The sequence below is a fragment of the Microbulbifer thermotolerans genome, from assembly GCF_001617625.1.
GTDB classification, from domain to species: domain Bacteria; phylum Pseudomonadota; class Gammaproteobacteria; order Pseudomonadales; family Cellvibrionaceae; genus Microbulbifer; species Microbulbifer thermotolerans.
Map to the genome: position 1 here is coordinate 600,623 of NZ_CP014864.1, position 24,715 is coordinate 625,337.

The following is a 24,715-nucleotide window of genomic DNA, read 5'->3' on the forward strand; positions in this document are numbered from 1 at the left end:
TCCATGGCGAAGAAATCCATGATTGCGCGCGAAGTGAAGCGCGCTCGAACCGCAGCTAAGTTCGCGCAAAAGCGCGCAGAGCTGAAGGCGATCATCGCCAGTGCCACTGCTTCCGATGAGGAAAAGTGGGAGGCTCAACTCAAGCTGCAGAAACTGCCGCGCGATGCAAGCCCGGTGCGCCAGCAACGCCGCTGCCGCATTACTGGTCGCCCCCACGCTGTTTACCGCAAGTTCGGCCTGTGCCGTAACAAGCTGCGCGAAGCGGCTATGCGTGGTGATGTTCCCGGCCTGGTCAAATCCAGCTGGTAAAAAGGCTTGAGGAGTCGTAACAAATGAGTATGCAAGACCCGTTGGCAGATATGCTGACCCGCATCCGCAATGCCCTGGCTCGCGGAAAGGCGGACGTCACTCTGCCTTCATCGAAGTTGAAAGTTGCCGTGGCCAAGGTCCTGAAGGATGAAGGCTACATCACTGACTACGCCGTAAGCGAAGGCGCAAAGGCAGAACTGACCATTACCCTGAAATATTTCCAGGGCAAACCGGTTATTGCCGAGCTCGACCGTGTTTCCCGCCCGGGCCTGCGCGCTTACTCTGGCAAGAAATCTCTGCCGACCGTACGCGGTGGCCTTGGCATCGCGATTGTCTCCACCTCCAAAGGTGTAATGACAGATCGTGCCGCTCGTCAGGCCGGCGTCGGTGGCGAAGTGCTTTGCACTGTATTCTAAGCGGGGGTTGATATGTCTCGAGTAGCAAATAATCCGGTTGTTATCCCCGCTGGTGTGACCGTCAATCTGTCGGGTCAGGATATCGCTGTAAAAGGCGGTAATGGAAACCTGAGCATGCAGATTCACCAGGACGTAGAAGTGAATCAAGCTGACAATCAGCTGACTTTCGCTGCGCGCAGCGGCTCTAAGCAGGCCAAAGCGCTGGCGGGTACCACTCGTGCTCTGGTCAACAATATGGTTGTCGGTGTCAGCCAAGGGTTTGAGAAGAAGCTGCAGCTGATCGGCGTCGGTTACCGTGCAAAGGCGTCTGGTAAAACCCTGAATCTTGTTCTCGGTTTTTCCCACCCGATCGACTATCAGTTGCCTGAAGGTGTGACCGCTGAAACTCCGAGCCAGACTGAAATAGTACTCAAGAGCAGCAACAAACAGTTGCTGGGGCAAGTGGCTGCAGAGATCCGCGCTTTCCGTCCGCCGGAGCCTTACAAAGGTAAGGGTGTCCGCTATGCTGACGAGCGCGTGTATCGCAAAGAGGCCAAGAAGAAGTAAGTAGGGCATAGATATGAACGTTAAGAAAGCATCTCGCTTGCGTCGTGCACGTCGTGCCCGCGCTAAAATCCGCGAGCTGGGCGCCGTTCGCCTGACCGTGAACCGCACCCCGCGCCACATTTATGCACAGATCCTGTCTGCTGAAGGCAACAAGGTACTGGCCACCGCCTCTACCCTCGACAAGGAGCTGCGCGCAGGTAAAACCGGCAACGTTGAAGCTGCGACCGCGGTTGGCAAGCTGATTGCCGAGCGTGCCAAGGCTGTCGGTGTAGAAAAGGTCGCCTTCGATCGCAGTGGCTTTAAATACCACGGTCGCGTCAAGGCTCTGGCTGATGCGGCCCGCGAAGCCGGTTTGAAATTCTAAGGGTTGAGTTATGGCTAGAGAGAAAGACAAAAGCAACGACGAAGGCCTGCAGGAAAAGCTGGTCCAGGTCAATCGTGTTGCCAAGACTGTTAAGGGTGGTCGGATCTTTGCCTTCACCGCACTGACCGTGGTTGGTGATGGTAATGGACGGGTCGGTTTCGGTCGCGGAAAGGCTCGTGAGGTTCCGGTTGCTATTCAAAAGGCGATGGAAGCTGCGCGCCGCAATATGATCCAAGTGGAATTGAATGGTGACACTATTCAATACGCCACCAATGGTCGCCACGGCGGTTCCAAGGTATACATGCAGCCGGCCTCTCAGGGTACCGGTGTTATCGCCGGCGGTGCCATGCGCTCCGTTTTAGAAATGGCCGGTGTTCACAACGTGTTGGCCAAGTGCTACGGCTCTACCAACCCGGTGAACGTGGTTCGCGCAACTTTCAGTGCTCTGGCGCAGATGCAGAGCCCGGAAGATGTTGCTGCCAAGCGCGGAAAATCAGTCGAAGAGATCCTGGGCTAATAGCGGCTCAGACCATAGGTTATTAGTGGGTTGAGACCATGGCTAAGAAGACCATTAAAGTCACCCAGACCAAGAGTGTGCACGGACGCCTGAAAAACCATCAGGCGTGTGTCGCAGGTCTGGGACTGCGCCGCATCGGTCACACTGTGGAGGTGGAAGACACCCCCGCTGTGCGCGGCATGATTAACAAAGTAAGTTATATGGTTAAGGTTGAGGAGGCATAAGATGCGTCTAAATGAACTGTCTCCTGCAGAAGGCCACAAACAGAGTGCCAAGCGCGTTGGCCGCGGAATTGGCAGCGGTCTGGGTAAAACCGGCGGCCGTGGCCACAAGGGTCAAAAGTCGCGCTCCGGCGGAAAAGTGCGTCCGGGCTTTGAAGGCGGTCAAATGCCGTTGCAGAAGCGCCTGCCGAAGTATGGTTTCACCGCGCGGGTTTCCCGTTACACTGCGGAAGTCCGCCTAGCGGAGCTCGCCAAGGTGGATGCGGATGTAATCGATTTGGCAGCACTGAAGAATGCCGATATTATCGGCCACCATATCAAACGCGCCAAAGTGTTCCTTTCCGGCGAGCTGACCAAGGCAGTTACTGTCAAGGGTCTGAGCGTCACCAAAGGTGCAAAAGCGGCCATCGAAGCCGCTGGCGGTAAAGTAGAAGACTAATCGAGGCCCCAATGGCAAGACCAGGATCCGGTGTAAATCCCCTGGGCAACAGCAAGGGATTGGGCGAGCTTTGGGCTCGCCTTCGTTTTCTGTTCCTCGCGATACTCGTTTATCGTGTTGGTACACATATTCCGGTCCCCGGTATTGACCCGGAAAAGCTGTCGAATTTGTTTAATCAGAACCAGGGCACTATTCTGGGTCTGTTTAACATGTTCTCCGGTGGTGCATTGGAACGGATGAGTATACTGGCACTGGGTATCATGCCGTATATCTCTGCCTCCATTATCATGCAGCTGATGACCGCGGTGACGCCTTCTCTGGAAGCGCTGAAAAAAGAGGGGGACGCGGGAAGACGCAAAATCAACCAATACACTCGCTATCTGACAGTGGTGTTGGCTCTGATTCAGGGGATCGGTATGACGTTTGGTCTTGCCGGTCAAAACCTGGCGTATTCTGCGGAACCGGCATTTGGCTTCTATTTTGTCGCAGTGACATCGCTGGTCACCGGCGCCGTCTTTATGATGTGGCTTGGTGAGCAGATTACCGAGCGCGGCGTCGGCAACGGTATTTCCATGTTGATCTTTGCCGGTATCGTTGCCGGACTGCCGAGTGCGATTGGTCAGGCCTTCGAGCAGGCCCGTCAAGGCGAGTTGCACATCCTGTTGTTGTTGGCCATCGGTTTTGTTGCTGTGGCGGTAGTGTACTTTGTCGTGGTGATGGAGCGCGGTCAGCGCCGTATTACGATCAACCACGCCCGCCGCCAAGCCGGTCGTTACTCTGCCGCACCAGCTGCTCAGTCCAGCCACCTGCCGCTTAAGGTGAATATGGCCGGCGTGATTCCGGTTATCTTTGCCAGCAGTATTCTGTTATTCCCGGCGACCCTGGCGCAGTGGTTCGGGCAAGGGGGTGAAGGTCTCGGTGCCGAGATCCTCCAATGGATGGCGTTGCAGCTCGGGCCTGGGCAGCCGCTGAACATTATTCTGTTCGCGCTGTTGATTGGCTTCTTCTGTTTCTTCTACACGGCGTTGATGTTTAACCCGAGTGAAGTGGCAGATAACCTGAAGAAATCCGGTGCCTATGTACCCGGTATTCGCCCCGGTGAGCAAACGGCACGCTATATCGATAGCGTTCTGACTCGCCTTACTTTGGTGGGTGCCGTATATATCGCGCTGGTTTCCCTGCTGCCGCAGTTTTTGGTGGTGGGTCTGAATGTTCCCTTCTACTTGGGGGGTACATCACTGCTGATCGTTGTCGTCGTAGTGATGGACTTTATGGCACAGGTTCAGTCGCACCTGCTGTCGCACCAATACGAAGGATTGATGAAGAAAGCAAATCTGCAGAGTTACGGTCGTCGCTGATCGCGTCATCCGTCCGCAGCTTTATTGGATTGAGGTAAGGTCATGAAAGTACGTGCGTCTGTTAAAAAGATCTGCCGTAACTGCAAAATTGTACGTCGCAAGGGTGTTCTGCGCGTTATCTGCAGCGCTGAGCCGCGTCATAAGCAGCGTCAAGGCTAATCGTGGGCGGGCTTTCCCGCTCGCTTCTTTATAGGGCTGTGCTGCGTTCTTTACTGTGGGTGCAGTCCAGATGGTATGTTACAGGTGTTCACCAAGATGGCATGCCGGCAGTAAAATAGGCCGATATCGCGGTTTCGCGGTATCGGCAAACCTCCCTTTTTAAGGGCGGGTTGGGGCAGGGTAAATATGAACTCTGCCCCTATCAGGGGGCGTTGACTGTCGTCTGTATCCTCTTCGGGGATCCCGAAGAGGGTGCGGGCTATTGCAATTTGGTGTCTGAAAAGCTATTCTTGCGCGCCTTTTGGGGGTGGCGCAGCCGGTTTTTTAGTCGCTGTCAGCGCCGAATCTAAAGCTGAGTCACGCACTTATTCACAGTAAGTGGCTCCCAATACGTGGAGTATGCCTCTATGGCACGTATTGCTGGTGTCAATGTACCAGACCACAAGCATGCCGTGATTTCCCTAACCCATATTTACGGGGTTGGTCGTACCACGGCGAAGTCTATTTTGGCAGCGGTAGGTATCGCTGAATCCACCAAAATCCGCGATCTGTCTGAAGAGCAGCTCGAGTCTATCCGCGGTGAAGTCGCAAAGCTTACCGTTGAAGGTGACCTGCGACGCGAAGTGTCCATGAACATCAAGCGTTTGATGGACCTGGGTTGTTACCGTGGCCTGCGCCACCGTCGGAACCTGCCGGTCCGCGGCCAGCGCTCCAAGACTAATGCCCGTACCCGCAAGGGGCCGCGCAAGCCGATTCGCAAGTAAGCGCGATATCGCGGTTTAACACGCCTCCTTTTTGAGTAGAGGCGACTTGATACAGGATTTAGGATACTGGTATGGCTAAGCCAAAAACTACTGTTCGCAAAAAGGTCAAAAAGACCGTTGTCGACGGTGTTGCCCACATCCACGCATCGTTCAACAACACGATCGTGACAATCACTGATCGCCAGGGTAACACTTTGAGCTGGGCCACTGCAGGTGGCTCCGGTTTCCGCGGCTCTCGTAAGAGCACCCCGTTTGCAGCCCAGGTTGCCGCCGAGCGCGCAGGTACTGCGGCTCAGGAATACGGCCTGAAAAACCTCGACGTCGAAGTGAAGGGCCCTGGCCCCGGCCGCGAATCCGCTGTTCGCGCGCTGAACAACTGCGGCTTCAAGATCACCAATATCACCGACGTGACGCCGATCCCGCACAATGGTTGTCGTCCGCCCAAGAAGCGTCGCGTGTAAGAGGGGGCTGACAAATGGCACGTTATATTGGACCGAAATGTAAGCTTTCCCGCCGGGAAGGTACCGACCTGCAGCTGAAAAGCGGCGTTCGCCCGCATGACTCCAAATGTCGTGCGGAATCCAAACCGGGTCAGCATGGCGCCGGCCGTGGCCGCCTGTCTGATTACGGTGTGCAGCTGCGTGAAAAGCAAAAAGTGCGCCGTATTTATGGTGTATTGGAAAAGCAGTTCCGCAACTACTATAAGGAAGCGGCCCGTTTGAAAGGTGCAACTGGTGAGAACCTGCTGCAGCTGCTGGAAAAGCGCCTTGACAACGTCGTTTACCGCATGGGCTTTGGTTCCACTCGGGCCGAAGCGCGTCAGCTGGTTTCCCACAAGGCGATTCTGGTGAATGGCCGTACAGTGAATATCCCCTCCTACCAAGTACAGGCGGGCGATGTCATCTCTGTACGCGAAAAAGCTAAGAAACAGCTGCGCATCCAGAATTCCGTTTCTCTCGCCGCCCAACGTGGTGACGTCGAGTGGGTGGACGTTAACGCGAGCAAGCTGGAAGGCACTTTCAAGCGCGTTCCGGATCGTGTTGATCTGCCGGCAGAAATTAACGAAAACCTTATTGTGGAACTTTACTCCAAGTAATCCTCCACTTTAAGGAAAGCAACTGTAAACAGGTATGGCTATGCAGACTGCTGTCAACGAGTTTTTGACACCGCGTCGTATTGACGTCACCGAGTACTCTCCTAACCATGCAAAGGTGGTTTTGGAGCCCCTGGAGCGTGGCTTCGGCCACACTCTAGGTAACGCACTGCGTCGCATCCTGCTGTCCTCCATGCCGGGCTGCGCTGTCACCGAAGTAGAAATTGACGGTGTCGAGCACGAGTACAGCGCGATTGAAGGGGTGCAGGAGGATGTGATTGAAATCCTGCTCAACCTGAAAGAAATCGCCGTTGTCATGCACGGTAAGGATCAGGCGGTGCTGAGCCTGAGCAAAAAGGGCCCGGGTGCGGTGACTGCCGGAGATATCCAGGTTGATCACGATATCGAAATCGTAAACCCCGAGCACGTGATCGCCAATATCACTGGTGATGTGGAACTCAGCTTGCGTCTCACGGTGGCTCGCGGCCGTGGCTATCAGCCCGCCGATGCCCGCCGGGATGATGAGGAAGAGACTCGTGCAATCGGTCGTCTGCAGCTGGATGCCTCCTACAGCCCCGTTCGCCGCGTTGCCTACAGCGTGGAGTCGGCCCGTGTCGAGCAGCGTACCGACCTGGACAAACTCGTACTGGATCTTGAGACCAATGGTACTTTGGATCCGGAAGAGGCTATCCGACGCGCCGCTACCATTCTCCAGCAGCAGTTGGCGGTGTTTGTGGATCTCGAGGGCGAGAAGGAAGCGCAACCCAAGTCCGAGGAGCCAGAGGTGGATCCGGTGCTGTTGCGCCCGGTTGACGACCTCGAACTGACCGTGCGTTCGGCCAACTGTCTGAAGGCAGAGAACATCTACTATATCGGTGATCTGATTCAGCGCACTGAAGTAGAACTGCTCAAGACGCCGAACCTGGGCAAGAAGTCCCTGACAGAGATCAAGGACGTTCTCGCCTCCCGCGGTTTGTCCCTCGGTATGCGTCTGGAGAACTGGCCGCCGGCCAGCCTCAAGGGTGACAGTAAGCTGAGCCCCCTGTAAGCAGAGTTAATAATCAACCCGAGCGGTGCCACGGCTACGCGACACCGCTCCAGCACGACTTGCTGTGACAGCAACAAAGGTCGTAAGGAATTGAGTCATGCGTCATCGCTATAGTGGCCGTAAATTCAGCCGTACCAGCGCTCACCGCAAGGCCATGTTCAAGAACATGACCGCTTCACTGGTGGAGCACGAACTGATCAAAACCACACTGCCAAAAGCCAAGGAGCTGCGCCGCGTTGCGGAGCCGCTGATCACACTGGCGAAGAAAGACAGTGTTGCGAACCGCCGTTTGGCTTTCGCACGTATCCGCGATAAGGATGCCGTGCGCAAGCTGTTCGAAGAGCTGGGTCCTCGTTATGAGTCCCGTCCGGGCGGCTATATCCGCATTCTCAAATGCGGTTTCCGCGCGGGGGACAAAGCGCCGATGGCCTACGTCGAGCTGGTGGATCGCCCTCAGGTAGAGGAAGACGCTGCAGAAGCTGCTGAGGGTTAATTCCCTCAGGTGGTTTCGCGCCAAGGAGGCCGGTCTGTGACCGGCCTTTTTTGTATGTCAGTGAGGTACCGCTTATGTCCTTTGAAGAGTTGCTCAACAATCTCAATCCGGAGATTATCGGCAGTCTCAAGCGCGCTATAGAGCTGGGCAAGTGGCCCAATGGCGTTGTGTTGACCGAGGAGCAGCGCAAGCTGTGTGTGGAGGCCGTTGTGACATGGGAACGGGGCAACCTGCCGCCTGAGGCCCAGGTTGGTTACGTCCCTCCTAAGGATTCCCCATGCGGTGACAAGGATGAAGCACAGACATTACAGTGGATTTCGGTGACTTCGGATTAGTAACAGAGTGTCGTAGCGTCCCCGAGGCGTTGGTTTTTCCCCTCCAAGTAAAAGATTGGTTGCCTGCTTGAGCCCACGGAGTACACTGTTCGCGCCATACTGAAGCGGGAACAAGACAATGCATAAGAAAGTCCGGCTGTATGTAGGTTTCGTCTTTATCTTATTGTTGATCGCTGTTGCCTGGCGATACTTTTCTTTTTCTCAGATTTTTTCCTCTGTTGTAGTCGCTGAGTCGAATGGTGCGGCCCCCCGTGACAACATTCGGTCCGAATTCGCGGCGCCCGAGCGGGATGCGCTACTGAGGCTTTTGTCTGATCCTCGGATTCAAACCTATTTTCAGCGTCAAGAAGATAAGTTGAGATTATCGGCGTATTTTCTCTCTGAAGAGGGAAGTCCCACTGATGAGGAGGCTTGGCGGCTGATTGAGTCGATAGAGCAGGACGGGCGGATTCTTGCCTACGAGGCAATGGCGTTGAAAATAGCTTGGCTCGAGCGTAACAGCAAGAACAAGACAGAGTTTGATGCCGCGGCCGAGGCAATGGTGAAGGAGTATCGGCAGAAAGCAATGCAAAGCGCGGAAGAATACGATCCCTATAAGGACGTACCGGGTTTTGCCGAGTATAAGGAGGCGGAGCGGCGCATAGTGCAGGAGGTGCAACAAATGACCTCATTTCCGAATGGTATGAGTCGGCACGAATATTTGCGCCATAGGCTGCAGGAAGCGCGGGAGGAAGCCTATGGTCGTTGAATTGTGTGTCAAAATCTATGGCAGCGGTATTCGAGCTCCATCAATGACTCAGAAAAAAAGCGCGGCAAATGCCGCGCTTTTTGTTTACGGCTTATAAGAGGCCGTCTACCAGATCGTAGAACCAACTGTGATTGTTTTCAAAATCCGATACTTTATCGGTTTCATAGGCGCGTATAATGGCGCCGCCCTGATAGTTGACAATGTTATTGAGAAAATCACGCAGAACTAGGCCGTGCTCGGCAATCTCACCATACTCGAGATCGAGGATGGTAGTGCAGTGACTTTCGTTAAAATCCCTAAACATCGGGAAGTAGTAGCCCCAGTTGCTTGTTTGATCCAAAAGTGGAATCAGGTTGTTGTGAGTGTCCCACTGCCACTTTTCCCTTAATTTATTCAGGCGGGATTCCCCATTTGGATCGCTGTAAATATCTTCGTGGAAGCGTTCGTAAGAATAGGATGAAAAGTTACCATCGGCGAGAAAATGTGTGATTCCCAGCCGATCTTCGGGGAACTTGTCTGACAGAGCCTTATAGAGTGAGGCCAGTTCGTTACTGTTAAAACCGGGTGTAATACTGCTGAGAAAATTAATCGGATTTGTTTCTCTGGGATCACCTCCGGCGGTGTAGGTAGTCCAGGACCGCAATACTTCCTTGTGCAGGGGTACGGAGGGGTAGGACGCAATATCATCACTGTTTAACGGTGCGTGGAACAACGGGCCTGAATCATCGATCAGGTAGCCGTAGGTCGCATCCATATCTGCGCGCAACTTAGAATAGTTGAGCAAAGCGCCAATACTGCCCGCGCTGCAGCCTGCCGCCAATACTTGCTCAGGTTTTTGCAAATTGTTTTTTACCCAGGAAACGACTGCCTGCACATTGCGAAGACCGTTATGGTGCCATATGAGATCTGGGTTTTGGCCTGTGGGATCTTGGTAAATTTCCGTCTTGTCTCCCACATAGATGTCACCGGTGCAATAGGGAACATACACTAGGTTCCACTCTCCGGTTTTGAACTGATTGTAGGGGTGGTGAGTGTAGATCAGGGGGGAGACTGCCGCAGTGGCCAGGTTGGCGGTATTCTGAAAATCCAGCAGATTGATGTTTTGCACATAGTTGTCTGGGATTCCATTGGGATTGCGTGCGCCGCGAATACCCGCTTGCCCTGAGCAACTTTCATAGTCCCAGCAGGCGCCGCCGCCCTCAAAGTAAAAAATGGTATTGCTGGTATCCGGGACCCGGTAGACAAAAAATTTATAGGGCGAGCCGTTGCCGCACATTGCGCCGGTGCTGATTGGAACATCGACTTTTTGCCAGTTGTCATAGTCGCCCGGGTCGAAGCCGTCGTCGAAATCCGGGTCGTGCAGGCTCAACGGATACATGCCCTGTGCTTGCTCCGGTGTCACTGGGGCATTGGCTTTAGGTGGGTTAAACAGATTGCCCAGTGTGGTCCAAAAACCATAATCCCCGGGTTCGGCCAGGGCATGTGCGGACAGAATCAGTGAGCTGGCGGCCAGTGCCAGCGACGACGGACGGAGAATTTTTATCATTATTGATCCCCTTCGGTTGGTTGACATTATTTTTCTGGACTTTGTCCAATTGATAATGCTGCGTCGTACCACTGGGACAATAAAAATCACCCTCGACTAATTCAATCGTGGACGCGGTCCAAATTCTTTTTTGGGTGAAACGCTCAGAGGGTAGTGAAGCGGGTGCGGCGGGTCCAGCAATTTTCGCGCAGGAACCATTTGGTCATCGTAGACTTAGCAGTCCGCTGTTTGCTGGGTGAACTGTGTCACAAAAGTTGTTTGACGCGCGGTGAATTAATCCGAAGCGCTATGAAATGAGTATTCGGCAGTCAACTGGTTGAGCAACGCGGATTTGCCCGCGAGAATCTCGTGCGCCCGGGCCAGGGAAACCTTTTCAAAGCTGATCCGGTCATTGGCTTTAAGTTGGCCGAGCAGATGTTGGTCGGCACTGATGACATGGGCGATACGCGGATAGCCGCCTATGGTCTGACCTTCGACAAAGGCAATAATCGGGTCGCCATCTGGCGGAACCTGTATTGTACCCGGGCACAGCCCGGAGGAGATTATTTGGGTCCTGGCTGCGCAGTGCAGGGGTTCTCCGGTCAGGCGAATACCCATGCGATTGCTTTGCGGGGTGACCCTGAAAGCCTGCGTGTAAAAGCGTTCCAAGGTCTCTCCGGAGAACAGCGTTTCCTCAGCGCCGGCGACGACGCGCAGCCGGGGATGGCCGGTGTATCTGAGCCGGTGTTCTTCCCGCAGCTGACGGTCGGCGACAGTGCGGGTTTCTTCAAAACGGATCAAATCTCCCTTTTTCAGGGGCTGTCCTCCGCAGCCGCCGAAGCCCGACTGGAGGTGTGTGGAGAAACTGTCGAATATCCGTGTCAGTGCCATCTGGCCGGCAAAAGCGATATAGGCCCGGGTACCGCTGAGGAGTTGTCCGAAGTTGAGGACACTGCCGCGCCGGGCTTGGATCACCTGATCGTTTTCGACGCTCTCACCGTCGAGGGTTAGTGTGAAGCGGGCACCGGTAACCACCAGGGATATATCGCATTGAAACTCGAGACGGGGGCCGATCAGGGTGACTTCCAACACCGGGTTGTGTGGCGGATTGCCCAGCAGCAGATTGCCCAGGCGAGCCGCCAATGGATCCGCGGCGCCGCCCTGAGAAACCCCGTAGCGCATCATGCCTGTGCGGCCGAGGTCCTGCACACTGGTTTGCAGCCCCGCATCGATAAACCGAATACTCACGCCGCAGGCTCCTGTGGCCGGGTTGAAAAAGTGTCTGGGTCGAAGCGCTCGAACGCTTCGCTGTCGATGGGGTAGAACTCAATTCTGTCGAGTGGTTCGGCAACGAAAGGCCGGTTGTGTCCGGGGCGGAAAAGCGCAACTGGGGTGCGGCCGATAATTTGCCACCCTCCCGGAGTGGCCTGGGGATAAATCCCGGTCTGGCTACCGCCGATGCCGACAGAACCAGCGGGCACACGAAGCTCCGGTGTGGCCTTACGCGGACAGTGCAACAGCGGATCCAGTCCTCCCAGATACAGGAATCCCGGCGTAAAACCCAGCATATGCACCAGGTATCGCGGCGCTGTGTGCCGCGCGATTATCTGCTCTGCGGACAGCCCGGTGTGCGCGCTGACCGCTTGCATATCCGGTGCAAACTCAGGCGCGTAGCAGACGGGGATACGTATCAGGCGTGACTGATCCGACTTTGATGCCGACGCTTCGGGATGACGGTTGGCTAAGGTTTCAAGCCGCGCCGAAAGTTGTGGACTGTCGCATAGCAGGGGATCGTAGCACACGGTCAGGCACTGGTAAGCGGGGATCAGCTCCCGGACACCCTGCCATTGCTGTGCCTCTATTGCTTGTGCGAGAGCTGTGATGTGCCTGCTGAGCGCTTCACTTGGTTCCGCGTCAAAGCGGATGTCCAGAGCGCTGTCGCCATTGGTGACAATGGAAAAAGCGGCCTTCACTGGCGCACCTCTATTCCCCGTGAGCGTAAAAATTGCAACAGCGCCAGCGCTATTTCGGGCGCCTTGGGGTGATCACCGTGCAGGCAGATACTGTCTACCGGAAACTGCAGCGGTGCCTGCCGGTAGGATTCAAAGGGCAACCCCCGGGCCAGGCGCAGAGCCTGCTCCAGGCATTGATCCAGGTCTGCAATCACGGCGTTTTCCAGGTGCCGCGGCGCCAATCTGCGTTTGTCCAGGTAGCGGCGGTCGAGAAATCCCTCGCGAATAAAGGGATGTCCGTGTCTGAGCGCGGCAGCTTCCATTTCTGCGTTGGCAAGTCCCATGATTTTCAATGCGGGAAATTCGCGCGCGATAAAATCCGTCAAGTGCTCGGCCAGCTCGGCATCGGTCTCCACGTCATTGTAGAGGGCACCGTGAAGCTTGATATGGTCCAGTACAACGCCCACCTCTGCAGCGACACTGAGCAGCCGGTTGACCTGTTCGCCGATGGATTCGAGCAGCTCACCGACTTCCATGGCCAGGGATACGCGGCCGAAGCGCGCTGGGTCTGGATATCCGGGGTGGGCACCAGCGGTGACACCGTGCTTGCGCGCGTTGTCGAGGGACTGACGCATAGTGAGCAGGTTGCCGGCGTGCGCGCCGCAGGCGATATTGCAGCGGGAGATATACGGCATTATCCGTGCGTCCCGATCGCAATCAGCACTGGACGTGCCTTCGCCCAGGTCACTGTTGATATCGATTCTTTCCATAAGCCTGTACCCGAAGGTGGACTGAAAGCTGCGCTCGCCGTCAGACGAGCATTTGCTTCAGGAAGCGCCCCGTGTGGGAGTTCTTATTTTCCGCGACGTCTTCCGGTGAGCCTGTGGCGATAATCTGCCCACCGCCGGAACCACCCTCCGGGCCCAGATCCACTATCCAGTCAGCCGTCTTGATCACGTCCAAATTGTGTTCGATCACCACAATGGTGTTGCCGTGGTCGCGCAACCGGTGCAGAACGTCCAGCAGTAACTGGATATCTGCGAAATGCAGGCCGGTGGTAGGCTCATCGAGAATATAGAGTGTTTTGCCAGTATCGCGCTTTGACAGTTCGCGGGAGAGTTTTACTCGCTGCGCCTCACCGCCGGACAAAGTGGTGGCGGCTTGTCCCAGCTTGATGTAGGACAGGCCGACATCAATCAGCGTTTGCAGCTTTTTGGCGATGGCCGGCACAGGGTCAAAAAACTCCCGCGCATCCTCCACGGTCATCTCCAGCACTTCGTGAATATTTTTACCCTTGTAGTGCACTTCCAGGGTTTCACGGTTGTAGCGCTTGCCCTTGCAAGTATCACAGGGGACGTAAATATCCGGCAGAAAGTGCATTTCTACCTTGATGACACCGTCGCCCTGGCAGGCCTCGCAGCGGCCGCCCTTAACGTTGAAACTAAAGCGGCCGGGTTTATAGCCGCGGGAGCGGGCTTCCTGGGTGCCGGCGAAGAGCTCGCGGATTGGAGTGAAAATACCGGTGTAGGTGGCCGGATTGGAGCGGGGCGTGCGTCCGATGGGACTTTGGTCGATGTCGACGCATTTGTCGAAGTGCTCCAGTCCGGACACGGCCTTGTAGGGGGCCGCCTTAAGACTCGTGGCCTTGTTCAGGGCAGTGGCCGCGAGTGGATAGAGGGTGTTGTTGATCAGCGTCGACTTGCCGGAACCGGAGACGCCAGTGACGCAGGTGAAGAGCCCCACGGGAATTTCCAGATCGACATTTTTCAGGTTATTGCCACTGGCGCCCTCAATGCGCAACATATATTCCGGATCCGCCACGTAGCGCTCTTCGGGCACGGCAATTTTCTTTTTGCCGGAGAGATACTGGCCGGTAAGGGAGTGCGCACAGGCGGTCACCTCCTCGTGTGTGCCGGCCACTACTACTTCACCGCCGTGTACCCCTGCTCCCGGGCCGATATCGACGATAAAGTCCGCGCTGCGAATGGCGTCTTCGTCGTGCTCGACCACAATCACCGTATTGCCGATATCCCGCAGGTGCGTCAGGGTTTTTAGCAATCGCTCATTGTCGCGCTGGTGCAGGCCGATTGAGGGCTCGTCGAGAATGTACATCACGCCGACCAGTCCGGCGCCTATCTGGCTCGCCAGGCGGATACGCTGGGCCTCGCCGCCGGAGAGGGTTTCGGCGCTGCGGTTCAGGGTCAGATAATTCAGCCCCACATCCACCAGAAAACGGAAGCGGTCGCGCAGCTCTTTTAGTATTTTTTCTGCAATTTCTTTTTGCGCGCCTTCGAATTTCAGTTGGTGGGAAAAATAATCATAGGCGTCGCCCACCGGCATTTCGGTGATCTGAGCCAGTGTACGGTTGTCGATAAAGACGTGGCGGGCCTCGCGGCGCAGGCGCGCCCCTCCGCAGTTGGGGCATTTTTGGGTGCTCAGATACTTGGCCAGTTCCTCGCGCACGGATTGGGATTCGGTATCGCGATAACGGCGCTGGAAGTTGGGAATAATGCCCTCGAAGGCGTGGCGGCGCACGGTGACATCACCGCGGTCGTTCACATAGCTGAAATCAATCTGGGTGGAGCCGCTGCCGTAAAGGATGACCTCGCGGTGCGCCTTGCGCAGCTTCTTCCAGGGTTTGTCCAGATCGAAACCGTAGTGCTCGGCCAGGGAGCTGAGCATGTGGTAGTAGTAGACATTGCGCCTGTCCCAGCCGCGGATAGCACCCTCGGAAATACTGCTGCTCGGGTCCAGAATGACTTTTTCTTCGTCGAAGAACTGCTTTACCCCCAAACCATCGCAGGCGGGGCAGGCACCGGCGGGATTGTTGAAAGAAAAAAGGCGCGGCTCCAGCTCGTCGAGGGAGTAGTCGCACACAGGGCAGGCGTGGCGGGCGGAGAACAGCCGCTCTTCCTGGGCGCCCTCCATAAAAGCGATGGAGGCGATGCCTCCGGTCAGGGCGAGTGCCGTTTCGAAGGATTCCGCCAGGCGCAATTGCAGGTCGGCGCGCACTTTGAAGCGGTCTACCACAACCTCGATTGTGTGTTTCCTGCGCTTGTCCAGTTTCGGTGTGTCATCCAAGTCGCAGACCAGGCCGTCGATGCGGGCGCGTACGAAGCCGTCGCGGCGCAGCTGTTCGAAGACGTGCAGGTGTTCGCCCTTGCGGTCGCGCACCACCGGCGCCAGCAGCATCAGCTTGGTGCCTTCCGGCAGCGCCAGCACCTGATCCACCATCTGGCTCACTGTCTGCGCCTGCAGCGGTTCATCGTGGTCCGGGCAGCGCGGCTCGCCGACGCGGGCGAACAGCAAACGCAGATAGTCGTAGATTTCTGTGATGGTGCCGACAGTGGAACGGGGGTTGTGGGAGGTGGATTTCTGCTCGATAGAGATCGCCGGGGACAGGCCCTCGACTGTGTCCACATCCGGCTTTTCCATCATCGATAAAAATTGCCGCGCGTAGGTGGAAAGGGATTCCACATAGCGCCGCTGCCCTTCTGCGTAGAGCGTGTCGAATGCCAGCGAGGACTTGCCGGAGCCAGATAGCCCGGTGATCACAATCAACTTATCGCGGGGAATATCCAGGTCAATATTTTTGAGGTTGTGGGTGCGCGCACCCCTTACATAAATCGTGTCCACACTCTACCTGCCTGTCTGTTTGCGACCTGGGGCGAAAACCCGGGGCTTCGCGCCTGGTTTCTGCGGCGCGGGAAAACAGCCAAGTATAATCCTGCTACTAAGTGTGCCAAAATTCCCCGCTCCGAAAAGACCAGCAAAAGATTGACAACGCATGATCCCCGTCATTCTCTGCGGCGGCACAGGCTCGCGGCTTTGGCCTCTGTCCCGGGAAGCCTACCCAAAACAGTTTTTATCTCTGACCGGCAGCGACACCATGTTACAGGCCACGGCTCTGCGTCTCGATGGTATCGAAGAGGTGCAGGCCCCCATAGTGGTGTGTAACGAGGAGCACCGTTTTGCCGCCGCTGAACAGCTGCAAGAAATTGGCCACAAGGCGCAGGCAATACTGCTCGAGCCCTGTGCCCGGAATACAGCGCCAGCAATCGCTCTGGCTGCGCTCGCGGCATTGGAGACCGGGGCAGATCCTCTGCTGTTGGTATTGCCGGCGGATCATATGGTGGCTGATGTGGCCGCCTTCCAGAGGGCCGTGGCCGAAGCGTCTGCGCTGGCGGAGGCGGGCCACCTGGTGACTTTTGGGATAGTGCCCACTCGTGCGGAGACGGGTTACGGTTACATCCGCCGGGGCGAAGCTGTCGGCGAAGGGGGCTGGAAGGTAGCGGAGTTTGTAGAGAAGCCGGATGCAGCCACCGCCGAGCGCTACCTGGCCGACGGCGGTTACGCCTGGAACAGCGGTATCTTCCTTTTCCGGGCCGCACGCTATATCGAAGAGCTGGGCCAGCACCAGCCGGAAATACTCGATGCCTGCCGCGCCGCCTTTGCCGGAGCGGCGCGGGATTTGGACTTTACCCGGGTGGATGCGGAAGCTTTTTCTTCCTGCCCCGAGGATTCGGTGGACTACGCAGTGATGGAAAAGACCGAATCCGCGGCGGTGGTGCCGATGGATGCCGGATGGAGCGACGTGGGCTCCTGGTCTGCGCTCTGGGAACTGTCGGAACGGGACGATGACGATAATCTGTTGCACGGCGACGCGCTGGCGGAGGACAGCAGCGGCTGTCTGGTGCGCGCCGACAGCCGGCTGGTGGGATTACTCGGCGTGCGCGACCTGGTTGTGGTGGACACTGACGATGCCCTGCTGATCGCCGATAAGCAGCGGGTGCAGGAGGTAAAGAGGCTGGTGCAGCGTTTGAACGCCGCATCGCGCAGTGAGACCCGGCGACACCGCAAGGTCTACCGTCCCTGGGGTTACTATGACTCTATCGATGCGGGGCCGCGCTTTCAGGTCAAGCGCATCGTGGTAAAACCCGGACGGCAACTGTCCCTGCAAATGCATCACCACCGCGCCGAGCATTGGATAGTGGTGCGCGGTACAGCGAAGGTGACGCGAGGCGATGAAGAGCTATTAGTCACCGAGAATCAATCCACATACATCCCCCTGGGGGTGGTACACCGATTGGAGAATCCCGGCACCATCCCGCTGGAGTTGATCGAGGTGCAGTCCGGCAGTTATTTGGGAGAGGATGATATCGTCCGCTTCGATGACAGCTATGGCCGCGTGTAGGAGGGCTCTTTCCTCGGCGCGGAAGCGGGGCCCACAGCTTGCTGAGGTTTGTCAATACTCCGCCAGTGGTGGGTCTTCGGTCGCGCTGCCTAACGCTGTTACAATGCGCGCCTTGTTTACAGCTGTACCGGAAATCCGATGAACGCCTCCGAACGCCGCGCCCTCGCCGGTCTCGCTTCCCTCTATGTCTTCCGTATGCTCGGTCTGTTTATGGTGCTGCCGGTGATGACGGTTTACGGGGCCGATTACCGCGGCAGCACGCCGGCGTTGTTGGGGATGGCCCTTGGTGTTTACGGTCTCAGTCAGGCACTGCTGCAAATTCCGCTGGGCATGCTGTCGGACCGCTGGGGGCGCAAACCGGTGATGTACGCAGGCCTCGCTCTGTTCGCTTGCGGCAGTCTGGTCGCGGCTTTGACCGACTCTGTATACGGGCTTATCGCCGGCCGTATGCTGCAGGGCGCCGGGGCCATAGCCGCGGCCACTATGGCGTTGGTGGCGGATCTGACCCGCGATGAAAATCGGGGTATCGCCATGGCGGTAATCGGCGCGGCTATCGGGGTGGCTTTTATGCTCGCCGCGGTGCTGGGGCCGCTCCTCGCCGGTGCGGGCGGGCTGTCGGCCATCTTTTGGGTGACTATGGCGCTGGCACTTGTGGGCATGCTGCTATTGTGGCGCCTGGTGCCCACTCCGGAGTCTCCGCGGCGGCCAGCGGTTGTTCGCGGCGGGCTGGGTGCGGTTCTGGGCAATGGCTCTGTCTGGCGCCTGGCTAGTGGAGCCTTCTTCCTTCACTTGCTGTTGACGGCGCTCTTCGTGCCGCTGCCGCTGGTGCTGGTAGAAACTCTGGGGCTGCCGGCTGGCTCGCACTGGAAAATATATGGCCCGATTATGCTGGGAGCCTTTGTCGTTATGTTGCCGCTGATGCGCTTGGCGGAGCGCAGGGGGCGAGTGCGTGAGGCCATGCTGGCGGCTCTGTTTGCACTGGGTGCCGGCGCGGGTGCGCTCCGGGTGGAGTCCGGTTTTCCACTGTTGGCTTTGCTGTCGGTTTTCTTTATCGCCTTCAATCTGCTGGAGGCATTGATGCCAGCGCAGTTGACCCGGGAAGCGCCCGCGGAGGCCCGCGGCGCCGCATCCGGGCTCTATGCCACTGTGCAGTTCCTCGGTGTCTTCACCGGTGGGGTGTGCGGGGGTTGGTTGTTTAATTTCGGCGGCGCCGGAGCAGTAGTGGTGATGATTTTCACAGTCTTGCTGTTGTGGGCGTTGCTATGGTGTTTATTGCTTTGGCGCGGCAGAACTGCTGGCACTTGCTAACCGGTTGCGCCTGTTGTGTGCCGCTGGATAAATATCCATAATTTGCAAAGTTTATTTTCGGAATCCGTACTGGACCGGTTCCACAGCTACGAGAGGAGAGGCCCATGGCCAGCAGGGGTATCAACAAAGTTATTCTGATCGGTAATCTGGGGTCAGACCCGGAAACCCGCTATATGCCCAGCGGCGGCGCCGTGACCAATGTCAGCTTGGCGACGTCAGAGTCCTGGAAAGACAAGCAGACCGGGCAGCCCCAGGAGCGCACAGAGTGGCATCGGGTGGTCTTTTTTAACCGCCTGGCCGAGATCGCCGGTGAGTATCTGCGCAAGGGCTCCAAAGTCTATGTAGAGGGGCGCCTGCAGACCCGCAAGTGGCAGGATCAGAACGGCCAGGACCGCTATACCACGGAAATTGTGGCCAACGAGATGCAGATGCTCGACAGCCGCGGTGAGCAGGGCGGTTTTAATCAGGGCATGGGCGGCGGCCAGGGCGGCTATCAGCAGCAGGGCGGCGGTCAGGCTGACCCCTATGCCCAAGGCCGATCAGCGCCCTCGCCGATGGCGCCTTCCACCAATCCGTCGGGACAGCAGCCGAACCAGGCGCCCTCTGGTGGTTTCGACAACAGTTTCGATGACGATATTCCCTTCTAAGGTCCCGTCAGTCCCGTGCAGGAGCATCACACCGGTTATCAGCCGGATTCCGTCGCGGTAATCGGCGTTGGCAGCGCCCTGGACGCCGCGCTGCAGAAACGCCTGCAGCGCGCCGGGTTTCGCGTGCAGCTGTTGGCCGCGGCAGAGTTGGGTGAGTTGCGTCCGGGATCCATTGTGATCAATGCCTCTGCTTGCGGGGGACGTCGGGGCATGTCCACCGCACTGGATGTGTGCGAGCAGCTCGCGCAGATAAATAGCGGCAATCTGATCCATCTGTCCTCTTGTCAAGTATTCAGGGGCGGCGAGCGCAAAGTTTACGATGAGGAGGCTCTGCCGCAGCCGGACTGCGAAGCCGGGTGCGAGTGGCTGGCCTGTGAAGCGGCGCTGGGCGGGTGCGAAAACCTGATCACATTGCGTTTCGGCTGGATGGTGGACCTCGATGAAGATGCCTTGCTGGGGCGTATCTTGCGGAGTCTGGTGGCGGGTCGGCCTGTGTCCCTGGACGATCAGAGTCGCGGCAGTCCGGTGACTGTGTCGGACATGGCCAGGGTCACGGTGGCTGTGGCGCAGCAGCTGGCCAGTGGCGCCCCCTCATCCGGCATCTACCACTACGGTTCCGCGGATAGTTGCACGGCCATGGAGTTTGCGCGGGAAGTGGTGGAGCGCGCCCAGTCTTTTTGTGACGAGGACCTATCTGCAGCGCTCAGCCCGTTGGAGGAAGGGGAAGCCCGCAGTGTAGTCCTGGCCTGCGGAAAATTGCGCGATGTGTTTGGAATACAGCAGCGCAGCTGGCGCCAGGGGCTGACCCGGCAGGTGGAGTTGTGGCTGGAGCGGCTGGGAAAAATGCGGCGCGACGAATTCGCGCTTTGAGGCTGTGCAGGTCCCTGGCCAGTCGCGCGGCATAGTAGGCGGGAAGGTGCGGAAGCTCTGTTCCGCACCCGGCGAATTACTCGACCTTGTCGAATATTAGGCAGGCGTTGGTACCGCCGAAGCCAAAGCTGTTGGACATGGCGCGACCGATCTCTTGTTCCCGCATCTGAGTCACCAAGTCCATACCTTCGGCGGCGGGATCCAGATTGTCCACGTTGGCCGAAGCGGCGATAAAGCCGTTCTGCATCATCAGCAGGCAGTAAATGGCCTCTTGCACACCGGCGGCGCCCAGAGAGTGGCCGGTCAGGGACTTGGTGGAGGCGAAGGCTGGCACCTTGTCGCCGAAGACCTCGCGCATAGCCTTGAGTTCCGCCACGTCACCGACTGGTGTCGAGGTGCCGTGGGTATTGATGTAGTCCACCCCGCCTTCCAATCCTTTGCCGTCCATCCCGCCCAGTGCCTGCTGCATGCAGCGCACGGCGCCTTCCCCGCTGGGGGCCACCATGTCGTAGCCGTCGGAGGTGGCGCCGTAACCAACGAGCTCCGCGTAGATTTTGGCGCCGCGAGCCCTGGCGTGTTCCATTTCCTCCAGTACAAGGCAGCCGCCGCCACCGGCGATTACGAAGCCGTCCCGGTCCGCGTCGTAGGGGCGGGAGGCGCGGGTGGGCTCATCGTTGTATTTAGTGGAGAGGGCGCCCATGGCATCAAACAGATGAGTCAGGCTCCAGGCCAGTTCTTCGCCGCCACCAGCAAAGACGATATCCTGCTTGCCCATCTGGATCAGCTCAGCACCATTGCCGATACAGTGCGCGCTGGTGGCGCAGGCGGAGGAGATGCTGTAGTTGACGCCCTTGATTTTGAAAGGGGTGGCCAGGCAGGCCGATACAGTGCTGCCCATCACCTGAGGCACCCGGTAGGCGCCGACGCGGCGTACGCCCTTTTCCTTCAGAGTCTGCGCAGCGTCGATGATCTCGCGGGTGGCGGTGCCGCCGGAGCCCATTACTATGCCGGTGCGGGGATTGGAAATATCGCTTTCCTCCAGGCCGGACATGGCGACGGCTTCTTTCATCGCGATGTATGCGTAAGCGGCGGAGTCCCCCATAAAGCGCAGCACCTTGCGGTCGATATGCTCCTTGAAATCGATATCCACCGGGCAGGCGACCTGACTGCGCAGGCCCAGTTCGCGGTACTCCTCCATAAAGCGGATGCCGCTGCGTCCCGCTTTTAGGGAAGCGGTCACTTCCTCTGTATTGGTACCGATGCAGGAAGTGATGCCCATTCCGGTAATAGCAACCCGGCGCATAGTGATCTCCAGTAAGACTTTTCGACAGTGTACCTAGTTATTCTTGTCAGAATAAGTTTGCGGCGAACGTGTCGGGTCGGACTCAAAAATTATCGGTGCGGGTAAACAGGCCCACACGCAGGTCTTTTGCCGTATAGATCTCGCGGCCGTCCACGGAGACAGTGCCGTCGCCGATACCCATGACCAGTTTCCGCTCCACTAGGCGACTCATCTGGATGTGGTAGGTGACCTTTTTGCTTGTCGGCAGTATTTGACCGGTGAACTTCACTTCGCCGCAACCGAGCGCGCGGCCGCGACCGGGGTTGCCCTTCCAGGCCAGGAAGTAGCCAAGCAGCTGCCACATGGCATCCAGTCCCAGACAGCCCGGCATCACCGGATCGCCGGGGAAATGGCATTCGAAGAACCAGAGGTCCGGGTGTATATCCAGCTCGGCGATCAATTCGCCCTTGCCGTAGGCCCCACCGTCTTTAGAAATGTGGGTGATGCGGTCGAGCATCAGCATATTGGGGGCGGGCAACTGGGCGTTGCCGGGACCGAACATCTCACCGCGTGAGCAAGCCAGCAGTTCTTCTTTGCTGTAGCTGCTTTTTTGAACAAAATTACTCATTTTCTCCCCGTCTTTGGGTGTTTGCGCCATCGACCTTGGGCGCTTTTGCAAGAGCGGGCATTCTAAGGTTTGAGGATAGCTTGTCCAGTCGGTCATGATCCTATCTGTGACCGATATGGGGCTGTCTGCCACAAAGCTGTAACATTTGCCCGCAAGGGGGAGCGCCAGGTGGGCGGCGATTTATGGCATCCCATGTGCATGATTTGTGTAACAAAATTGTGATAAGTTTCGTCGTTTGACGCGGGATGACGCTGCGAAACAGAGAGAGCAGAGGATAAGAATGCTGAAAAAATGTCTATTCCCGGTTGCCGGCTACGGCACCCGGTTCCTGCCGGCCACCAAGGCCATGCCCAAAGAGATGCTGCCCCTGGTGAACAAGCCGCTGGTGCAATACGGGGTAGAAGAGGCGATTGAGGCCGGGCTCACCGAAATTGGCTTTGTGACCGGTCGCGGTAAGCGCGCCATCGAGGACCATTTCGATACCAATTTCGAGCTGGAGCAACAGATTGCCGGCACCAGCAAGGAGAAATATCTCGAGTGCATTCGCCGTGTTATTAGTGACGCCAGCTTCTCCTATACGCGCCAGGGGGAAATGCGCGGCCTTGGCGACGCGATATTACAAGGCCGGCGCCTGATCGGTGATGAGCCTTTCGCCGTCGTGCTGGCGGACGACCTGTGCCTGAACGAAGAGCTGGGTGTTCTGGGGCAGATGGTGCAGCTATACAAGCAGTTCCGCTGCAGCATTGTGGCTGTGGAAGAAGTGCCCAGGGAACAGATCCATAAATTTGGTGTTATCGCCGGCAATGAGATCAAGCCGGGTCTCTATCAGGTCACCGACATGGTGGAGAAGCCGCCCGCCGAGGAGGCGCCCAGTAATATGGCCATTATCGGTCGCTATATTCTCACTCCGGACATCTTCGAACTCATCCGCGAGACGCCACCGGGCAAGAACGGAGAAGTGCAGATAACTGATGCCTTGCTGGCGCAGGCGCAGCGCGGCTGTGTATTGGCCTATGCGTTTAAGGGACGCCGCTTCGACTGCGGCTCCGTGGATGGCTTTATCGAAGCCACCAACTACGTCTACGAAAATGTCTATCTGCCGGAGCAAGCCCGAATCGACGCCGCGGAGAAAAAGTAAATGACCGAGCTGACCTGCTTCAAGGCCTACGACCTGCGCGGGCGGGTGCCCGATGAGTTGAACGCCGATATCGCTTATCGCGTCGGCCGCGCTTTCGCTCAGTTCCTGGGCGCAAAACGCGTGGTTGTAGGGCACGATATCCGCCTGACGAGCGGCGAGTTGACCGATGCCCTGGCGGACGGCTTGCGCGATGCGGGCGCCGACGTATTCCATATCGGTCAGTGCGGTACCGAAGAGGTTTATTTCGCCACCTTTCACGGCGGTTTTGATGGCGGTATCTGCGTGACCGCCAGTCATAATCCGATGGACTACAACGGAATGAAGTTTGTGCGCGCTGGCGCGCGCCCGATCAGCGGTGATACGGGCCTCAAGGATATCAAGCGCTTGGCGGAAGAAAACGATTTCGCAGCGGTGGAAAAACGCGGTGATATCGCCCGCTATGAGCACCGGGCTGACTTTGTTCAACACCTGCTGGGCTATGTGGATGTCGAGGGGCTCAAACCGCTCAAGCTGGTGGTCAATGCCGGCAATGGCGGCGCCGGTAGCGTGGTGGATGCGCTGGCACCCCATTTGCCGTTCGAGTTTGTGCGGATACACCACGAGCCGGACGGCAGCTTTCCCAATGGTATCCCCAATCCCATTCTGCCAGAAAACCGCGGGGCCACCGCGGCGGCGGTGCGCGAGAGCGGTGCTGACTTCGGTATCGCCTGGGATGGGGATTTTGATCGCTGCTTTTTCTTTGATGAGAACGGCGACTTTATTGAAGGCTACTATGTGGTTGGCCTGCTGGCTGAAGCCTTCCTTTCGAAGCACAAGGGTGCAAAAGTCGTTCACGATCCGCGCCTGGTCTGGAATACCCAGGACATCGTCCGTGCCGCTGGCGGTGAAGCTATTCAGAGCAAGACGGGACATGCCTTTATCAAGGAGCGTATGCGCGCGGAAGACGCCATCTATGGCGGGGAAATGAGTGCGCACCACTACTTCCGGGATTTCGCTTATTGCGACAGCGGAATGATTCCCTGGCTGCTGGTGGCCGAGCTGGTCAGTCGCAGTGGCAAGCCGTTGTCCCAGTTGGTGGGTGAGCGTATGGCCGCTTTCCCCTGCTCCGGTGAAATCAACTCCAAGGTGGCAGATCCGGCCACTTTGCTGAAAGTGGTGGAAGAGAAGTATGGTCCCGCTGCCGAAAGCGTAGAGCACGTGGATGGCCTCAGCGTCGCCTTCGCTGATTGGCGCTTCAACGTGCGCATGTCCAATACCGAGCCGGTGGTGCGCCTGAATGTAGAGTCCCGCGGGGATAAAGTGCTGATGAAAGAGAAGACCGAGGAGCTGCTGCGTTTGATTCGCGGCTGATAGGAACTTTC

General features: G+C 57.5%; 29 protein-coding genes. 22 read left to right on the forward strand and 7 right to left on the reverse strand.

From position 1 onward, the window contains the following. The first annotated feature begins 3 nt into the window (after positions 1 to 3). The 16 genes from rpsN to A3224_RS02585 all read left to right on the forward strand — a co-directional run bounded on the left by rpsN (position 4) and on the right by A3224_RS02585 (position 8,810). On the forward strand, positions 4 to 309 hold the full coding sequence (gene rpsN / locus A3224_RS02515; protein WP_067151041.1) for a 30S ribosomal protein S14: 306 nt from the start codon (positions 4 to 6) through the stop codon (positions 307 to 309). A 23-nt stretch (positions 310 to 332) separates the two neighbouring features. Further along, positions 333 to 725, forward strand: coding sequence for a 30S ribosomal protein S8 (gene rpsH / locus A3224_RS02520; protein WP_067151044.1), 393 nt, complete (start codon positions 333 to 335; stop codon positions 723 to 725). A 12-nt stretch (positions 726 to 737) separates the two neighbouring features. Next, the gene (gene rplF, locus A3224_RS02525) at positions 738 to 1,271 is read left to right on the forward strand and encodes a 50S ribosomal protein L6 (protein ID WP_067151046.1); all 534 of its coding nucleotides are present in this window, start codon (positions 738 to 740) and stop codon (positions 1,269 to 1,271) included. A 13-nt stretch (positions 1,272 to 1,284) separates the two neighbouring features. Further along, a complete protein-coding gene (gene rplR / locus A3224_RS02530; RefSeq protein ID WP_067151049.1) occupies positions 1,285 to 1,635 on the forward strand; it encodes a 50S ribosomal protein L18 in 351 nt (116 codons plus the stop codon). Between the two features lie 10 nt (positions 1,636 to 1,645). Next, complete coding sequence (gene rpsE / locus A3224_RS02535) at positions 1,646 to 2,152, forward strand: 30S ribosomal protein S5 (RefSeq protein ID WP_067151052.1); 507 nt, start codon at positions 1,646 to 1,648, stop codon at positions 2,150 to 2,152. 38 nt (positions 2,153 to 2,190) lie between these two features. After that, positions 2,191 to 2,376: a 50S ribosomal protein L30 gene (gene rpmD, locus A3224_RS02540; RefSeq protein ID WP_067151055.1), complete on the forward strand. Its 186-nt coding sequence runs from the start codon at positions 2,191 to 2,193 to the stop codon at positions 2,374 to 2,376. A gap of 1 nt (position 2,377) precedes the next feature. Continuing rightward, positions 2,378 to 2,812: a 50S ribosomal protein L15 gene (gene rplO / locus A3224_RS02545; RefSeq protein WP_067151058.1), complete on the forward strand. Its 435-nt coding sequence runs from the start codon at positions 2,378 to 2,380 to the stop codon at positions 2,810 to 2,812. Between the two features lie 11 nt (positions 2,813 to 2,823). Next, positions 2,824 to 4,170 carry a preprotein translocase subunit SecY gene (gene secY / locus A3224_RS02550; RefSeq protein ID WP_067151062.1) on the forward strand — a complete coding sequence of 449 codons (1,347 nt, stop codon included), beginning with the start codon at positions 2,824 to 2,826 and terminating at the stop codon, positions 4,168 to 4,170. Positions 4,171 to 4,212: 42 nt separating this feature from the next. After that, the gene (rpmJ, locus tag A3224_RS16425) at positions 4,213 to 4,329 is read left to right on the forward strand and encodes a 50S ribosomal protein L36 (RefSeq protein WP_010133825.1); all 117 of its coding nucleotides are present in this window, start codon (positions 4,213 to 4,215) and stop codon (positions 4,327 to 4,329) included. Positions 4,330 to 4,736: 407 nt separating this feature from the next. Next, positions 4,737 to 5,093 carry a 30S ribosomal protein S13 gene (gene rpsM / locus A3224_RS02555; protein WP_067151065.1) on the forward strand — a complete coding sequence of 119 codons (357 nt, stop codon included), beginning with the start codon at positions 4,737 to 4,739 and terminating at the stop codon, positions 5,091 to 5,093. A 71-nt stretch (positions 5,094 to 5,164) separates the two neighbouring features. After that, entirely contained in the window at positions 5,165 to 5,554 is a 390-nt protein-coding gene (gene rpsK / locus A3224_RS02560) for a 30S ribosomal protein S11 (RefSeq protein WP_067151067.1), read from the forward strand. 14 nt (positions 5,555 to 5,568) lie between these two features. Then, positions 5,569 to 6,189: a 30S ribosomal protein S4 gene (gene rpsD, locus A3224_RS02565; RefSeq protein ID WP_067151070.1), complete on the forward strand. Its 621-nt coding sequence runs from the start codon at positions 5,569 to 5,571 to the stop codon at positions 6,187 to 6,189. A 40-nt stretch (positions 6,190 to 6,229) separates the two neighbouring features. Further along, positions 6,230 to 7,234 carry a DNA-directed RNA polymerase subunit alpha gene (locus A3224_RS02570; protein ID WP_067151073.1) on the forward strand — a complete coding sequence of 335 codons (1,005 nt, stop codon included), beginning with the start codon at positions 6,230 to 6,232 and terminating at the stop codon, positions 7,232 to 7,234. Between the two features lie 97 nt (positions 7,235 to 7,331). Further along, positions 7,332 to 7,727 (forward strand): 50S ribosomal protein L17, encoded by a 396-nt coding sequence (gene rplQ, locus A3224_RS02575; protein ID WP_067151076.1) that lies wholly within the window; start codon positions 7,332 to 7,334, stop codon positions 7,725 to 7,727. 74 nt (positions 7,728 to 7,801) lie between these two features. After that, positions 7,802 to 8,062, forward strand: a complete 261-nt coding sequence (locus tag A3224_RS02580) for a YeaC family protein (protein ID WP_067151079.1) — start codon at positions 7,802 to 7,804, stop codon at positions 8,060 to 8,062. A 118-nt stretch (positions 8,063 to 8,180) separates the two neighbouring features. Continuing rightward, complete coding sequence (locus tag A3224_RS02585; protein WP_067151083.1) at positions 8,181 to 8,810, forward strand: hypothetical protein; 630 nt, start codon at positions 8,181 to 8,183, stop codon at positions 8,808 to 8,810. Between the two features lie 91 nt (positions 8,811 to 8,901). On the opposite strand, the gene A3224_RS02590 is transcribed toward A3224_RS02585, so the two are convergent. From A3224_RS02590 to uvrA, 5 genes are all read right to left on the reverse strand, one after another. After that, positions 8,902 to 10,356, reverse strand: coding sequence for a pectin acetylesterase-family hydrolase (locus A3224_RS02590; RefSeq protein ID WP_067151085.1), 1,455 nt, complete (start codon positions 10,354 to 10,356; stop codon positions 8,902 to 8,904). Between the two features lie 273 nt (positions 10,357 to 10,629). Continuing rightward, positions 10,630 to 11,583 (reverse strand): 5-oxoprolinase subunit C family protein, encoded by a 954-nt coding sequence (locus A3224_RS02595; RefSeq protein ID WP_067151088.1) that lies wholly within the window; start codon positions 11,581 to 11,583, stop codon positions 10,630 to 10,632. Continuing rightward, the gene (gene pxpB / locus A3224_RS02600; protein ID WP_067151091.1) at positions 11,580 to 12,308 is read right to left on the reverse strand and encodes a 5-oxoprolinase subunit PxpB; all 729 of its coding nucleotides are present in this window, start codon (positions 12,306 to 12,308) and stop codon (positions 11,580 to 11,582) included. Before pxpB ends, A3224_RS02595 begins: the two co-directional genes overlap by 4 nt. Further along, positions 12,305 to 13,057, reverse strand: a complete 753-nt coding sequence (locus A3224_RS02605) for a LamB/YcsF family protein (protein WP_067151094.1) — start codon at positions 13,055 to 13,057, stop codon at positions 12,305 to 12,307. Before A3224_RS02605 ends, pxpB begins: the two co-directional genes overlap by 4 nt. A gap of 40 nt (positions 13,058 to 13,097) precedes the next feature. Continuing rightward, complete coding sequence (uvrA, locus tag A3224_RS02610; RefSeq protein WP_067151097.1) at positions 13,098 to 15,923, reverse strand: excinuclease ABC subunit UvrA; 2,826 nt, start codon at positions 15,921 to 15,923, stop codon at positions 13,098 to 13,100. 151 nt (positions 15,924 to 16,074) lie between these two features. Between uvrA and A3224_RS02615 the strand changes: the two genes are divergently transcribed. The 4 genes from A3224_RS02615 to A3224_RS02630 all read left to right on the forward strand — a co-directional run bounded on the left by A3224_RS02615 (position 16,075) and on the right by A3224_RS02630 (position 20,306). Continuing rightward, entirely contained in the window at positions 16,075 to 17,481 is a 1,407-nt protein-coding gene (locus A3224_RS02615; protein WP_067151100.1) for a mannose-1-phosphate guanylyltransferase/mannose-6-phosphate isomerase, read from the forward strand. Between the two features lie 138 nt (positions 17,482 to 17,619). Next, entirely contained in the window at positions 17,620 to 18,789 is a 1,170-nt protein-coding gene (locus A3224_RS02620; protein WP_067151103.1) for an MFS transporter, read from the forward strand. 104 nt (positions 18,790 to 18,893) lie between these two features. Further along, positions 18,894 to 19,436: a single-stranded DNA-binding protein gene (gene ssb, locus A3224_RS02625; RefSeq protein WP_067151105.1), complete on the forward strand. Its 543-nt coding sequence runs from the start codon at positions 18,894 to 18,896 to the stop codon at positions 19,434 to 19,436. Between the two features lie 15 nt (positions 19,437 to 19,451). Continuing rightward, positions 19,452 to 20,306 carry a sugar nucleotide-binding protein gene (locus tag A3224_RS02630; protein WP_067151108.1) on the forward strand — a complete coding sequence of 285 codons (855 nt, stop codon included), beginning with the start codon at positions 19,452 to 19,454 and terminating at the stop codon, positions 20,304 to 20,306. Between the two features lie 76 nt (positions 20,307 to 20,382). Here A3224_RS02630 and fabB read toward each other — a convergent pair whose 3' ends face one another. Beyond that, positions 20,383 to 21,609, reverse strand: a complete 1,227-nt coding sequence (gene fabB / locus A3224_RS02635; RefSeq protein ID WP_067151111.1) for a beta-ketoacyl-ACP synthase I — start codon at positions 21,607 to 21,609, stop codon at positions 20,383 to 20,385. Positions 21,610 to 21,691: 82 nt separating this feature from the next. Next, a complete protein-coding gene (gene fabA, locus A3224_RS02640; protein ID WP_067157329.1) occupies positions 21,692 to 22,216 on the reverse strand; it encodes a 3-hydroxyacyl-[acyl-carrier-protein] dehydratase FabA in 525 nt (174 codons plus the stop codon). A gap of 280 nt (positions 22,217 to 22,496) precedes the next feature. On the opposite strand from fabA, the gene galU reads away from it, so the two are divergent. Then, on the forward strand, positions 22,497 to 23,354 hold the full coding sequence (galU, locus tag A3224_RS02645) for a UTP--glucose-1-phosphate uridylyltransferase GalU (RefSeq protein WP_067151114.1): 858 nt from the start codon (positions 22,497 to 22,499) through the stop codon (positions 23,352 to 23,354). Beyond that, positions 23,355 to 24,704, forward strand: a complete 1,350-nt coding sequence (locus tag A3224_RS02650) for a phosphohexomutase domain-containing protein (RefSeq protein WP_067151117.1) — start codon at positions 23,355 to 23,357, stop codon at positions 24,702 to 24,704. Positions 24,705 to 24,715: the final 11 nt, after the last annotated feature.

Excerpts from the sequence above, each read along its gene's own strand:
- rpsN (WP_067151041.1), top strand. The coding sequence starts at position 4 with ATGGCGAAGAAATCCATGATTGCGCGCGAAGTGAAGCGCGCTCGAACC.
- rpsH (WP_067151044.1), top strand. The coding sequence starts at position 333 with ATGAGTATGCAAGACCCGTTGGCAGATATGCTGACCCGCATCCGCAAT.
- rplF (WP_067151046.1), top strand. The coding sequence starts at position 738 with ATGTCTCGAGTAGCAAATAATCCGGTTGTTATCCCCGCTGGTGTGACC.
- rplR (WP_067151049.1), top strand. The coding sequence starts at position 1,285 with ATGAACGTTAAGAAAGCATCTCGCTTGCGTCGTGCACGTCGTGCCCGC.
- rpsE (WP_067151052.1), top strand. The coding sequence starts at position 1,646 with ATGGCTAGAGAGAAAGACAAAAGCAACGACGAAGGCCTGCAGGAAAAG.
- rpmD (WP_067151055.1), top strand. The coding sequence starts at position 2,191 with ATGGCTAAGAAGACCATTAAAGTCACCCAGACCAAGAGTGTGCACGGA.
- rplO (WP_067151058.1), top strand. The coding sequence starts at position 2,378 with ATGCGTCTAAATGAACTGTCTCCTGCAGAAGGCCACAAACAGAGTGCC.
- secY (WP_067151062.1), top strand. The coding sequence starts at position 2,824 with ATGGCAAGACCAGGATCCGGTGTAAATCCCCTGGGCAACAGCAAGGGA.
- rpmJ (WP_010133825.1), top strand. The coding sequence starts at position 4,213 with ATGAAAGTACGTGCGTCTGTTAAAAAGATCTGCCGTAACTGCAAAATT.
- rpsM (WP_067151065.1), top strand. The coding sequence starts at position 4,737 with ATGGCACGTATTGCTGGTGTCAATGTACCAGACCACAAGCATGCCGTG.
- rpsK (WP_067151067.1), top strand. The coding sequence starts at position 5,165 with ATGGCTAAGCCAAAAACTACTGTTCGCAAAAAGGTCAAAAAGACCGTT.
- rpsD (WP_067151070.1), top strand. The coding sequence starts at position 5,569 with ATGGCACGTTATATTGGACCGAAATGTAAGCTTTCCCGCCGGGAAGGT.
- A3224_RS02570 (WP_067151073.1), top strand. The coding sequence starts at position 6,230 with ATGCAGACTGCTGTCAACGAGTTTTTGACACCGCGTCGTATTGACGTC.
- rplQ (WP_067151076.1), top strand. The coding sequence starts at position 7,332 with ATGCGTCATCGCTATAGTGGCCGTAAATTCAGCCGTACCAGCGCTCAC.
- A3224_RS02580 (WP_067151079.1), top strand. The coding sequence starts at position 7,802 with ATGTCCTTTGAAGAGTTGCTCAACAATCTCAATCCGGAGATTATCGGC.
- A3224_RS02585 (WP_067151083.1), top strand. The coding sequence starts at position 8,181 with ATGCATAAGAAAGTCCGGCTGTATGTAGGTTTCGTCTTTATCTTATTG.
- A3224_RS02590 (WP_067151085.1), bottom strand. The coding sequence starts at position 10,356 with ATGATAAAAATTCTCCGTCCGTCGTCGCTGGCACTGGCCGCCAGCTCA.
- A3224_RS02605 (WP_067151094.1), bottom strand. The coding sequence starts at position 13,057 with ATGGAAAGAATCGATATCAACAGTGACCTGGGCGAAGGCACGTCCAGT.
- A3224_RS02615 (WP_067151100.1), top strand. The coding sequence starts at position 16,075 with ATGATCCCCGTCATTCTCTGCGGCGGCACAGGCTCGCGGCTTTGGCCT.
- A3224_RS02620 (WP_067151103.1), top strand. The coding sequence starts at position 17,620 with ATGAACGCCTCCGAACGCCGCGCCCTCGCCGGTCTCGCTTCCCTCTAT.
- ssb (WP_067151105.1), top strand. The coding sequence starts at position 18,894 with ATGGCCAGCAGGGGTATCAACAAAGTTATTCTGATCGGTAATCTGGGG.
- fabB (WP_067151111.1), bottom strand. The coding sequence starts at position 21,609 with ATGCGCCGGGTTGCTATTACCGGAATGGGCATCACTTCCTGCATCGGT.
- fabA (WP_067157329.1), bottom strand. The coding sequence starts at position 22,216 with ATGAGTAATTTTGTTCAAAAAAGCAGCTACAGCAAAGAAGAACTGCTG.
- galU (WP_067151114.1), top strand. The coding sequence starts at position 22,497 with ATGCTGAAAAAATGTCTATTCCCGGTTGCCGGCTACGGCACCCGGTTC.
- A3224_RS02650 (WP_067151117.1), top strand. The coding sequence starts at position 23,355 with ATGACCGAGCTGACCTGCTTCAAGGCCTACGACCTGCGCGGGCGGGTG.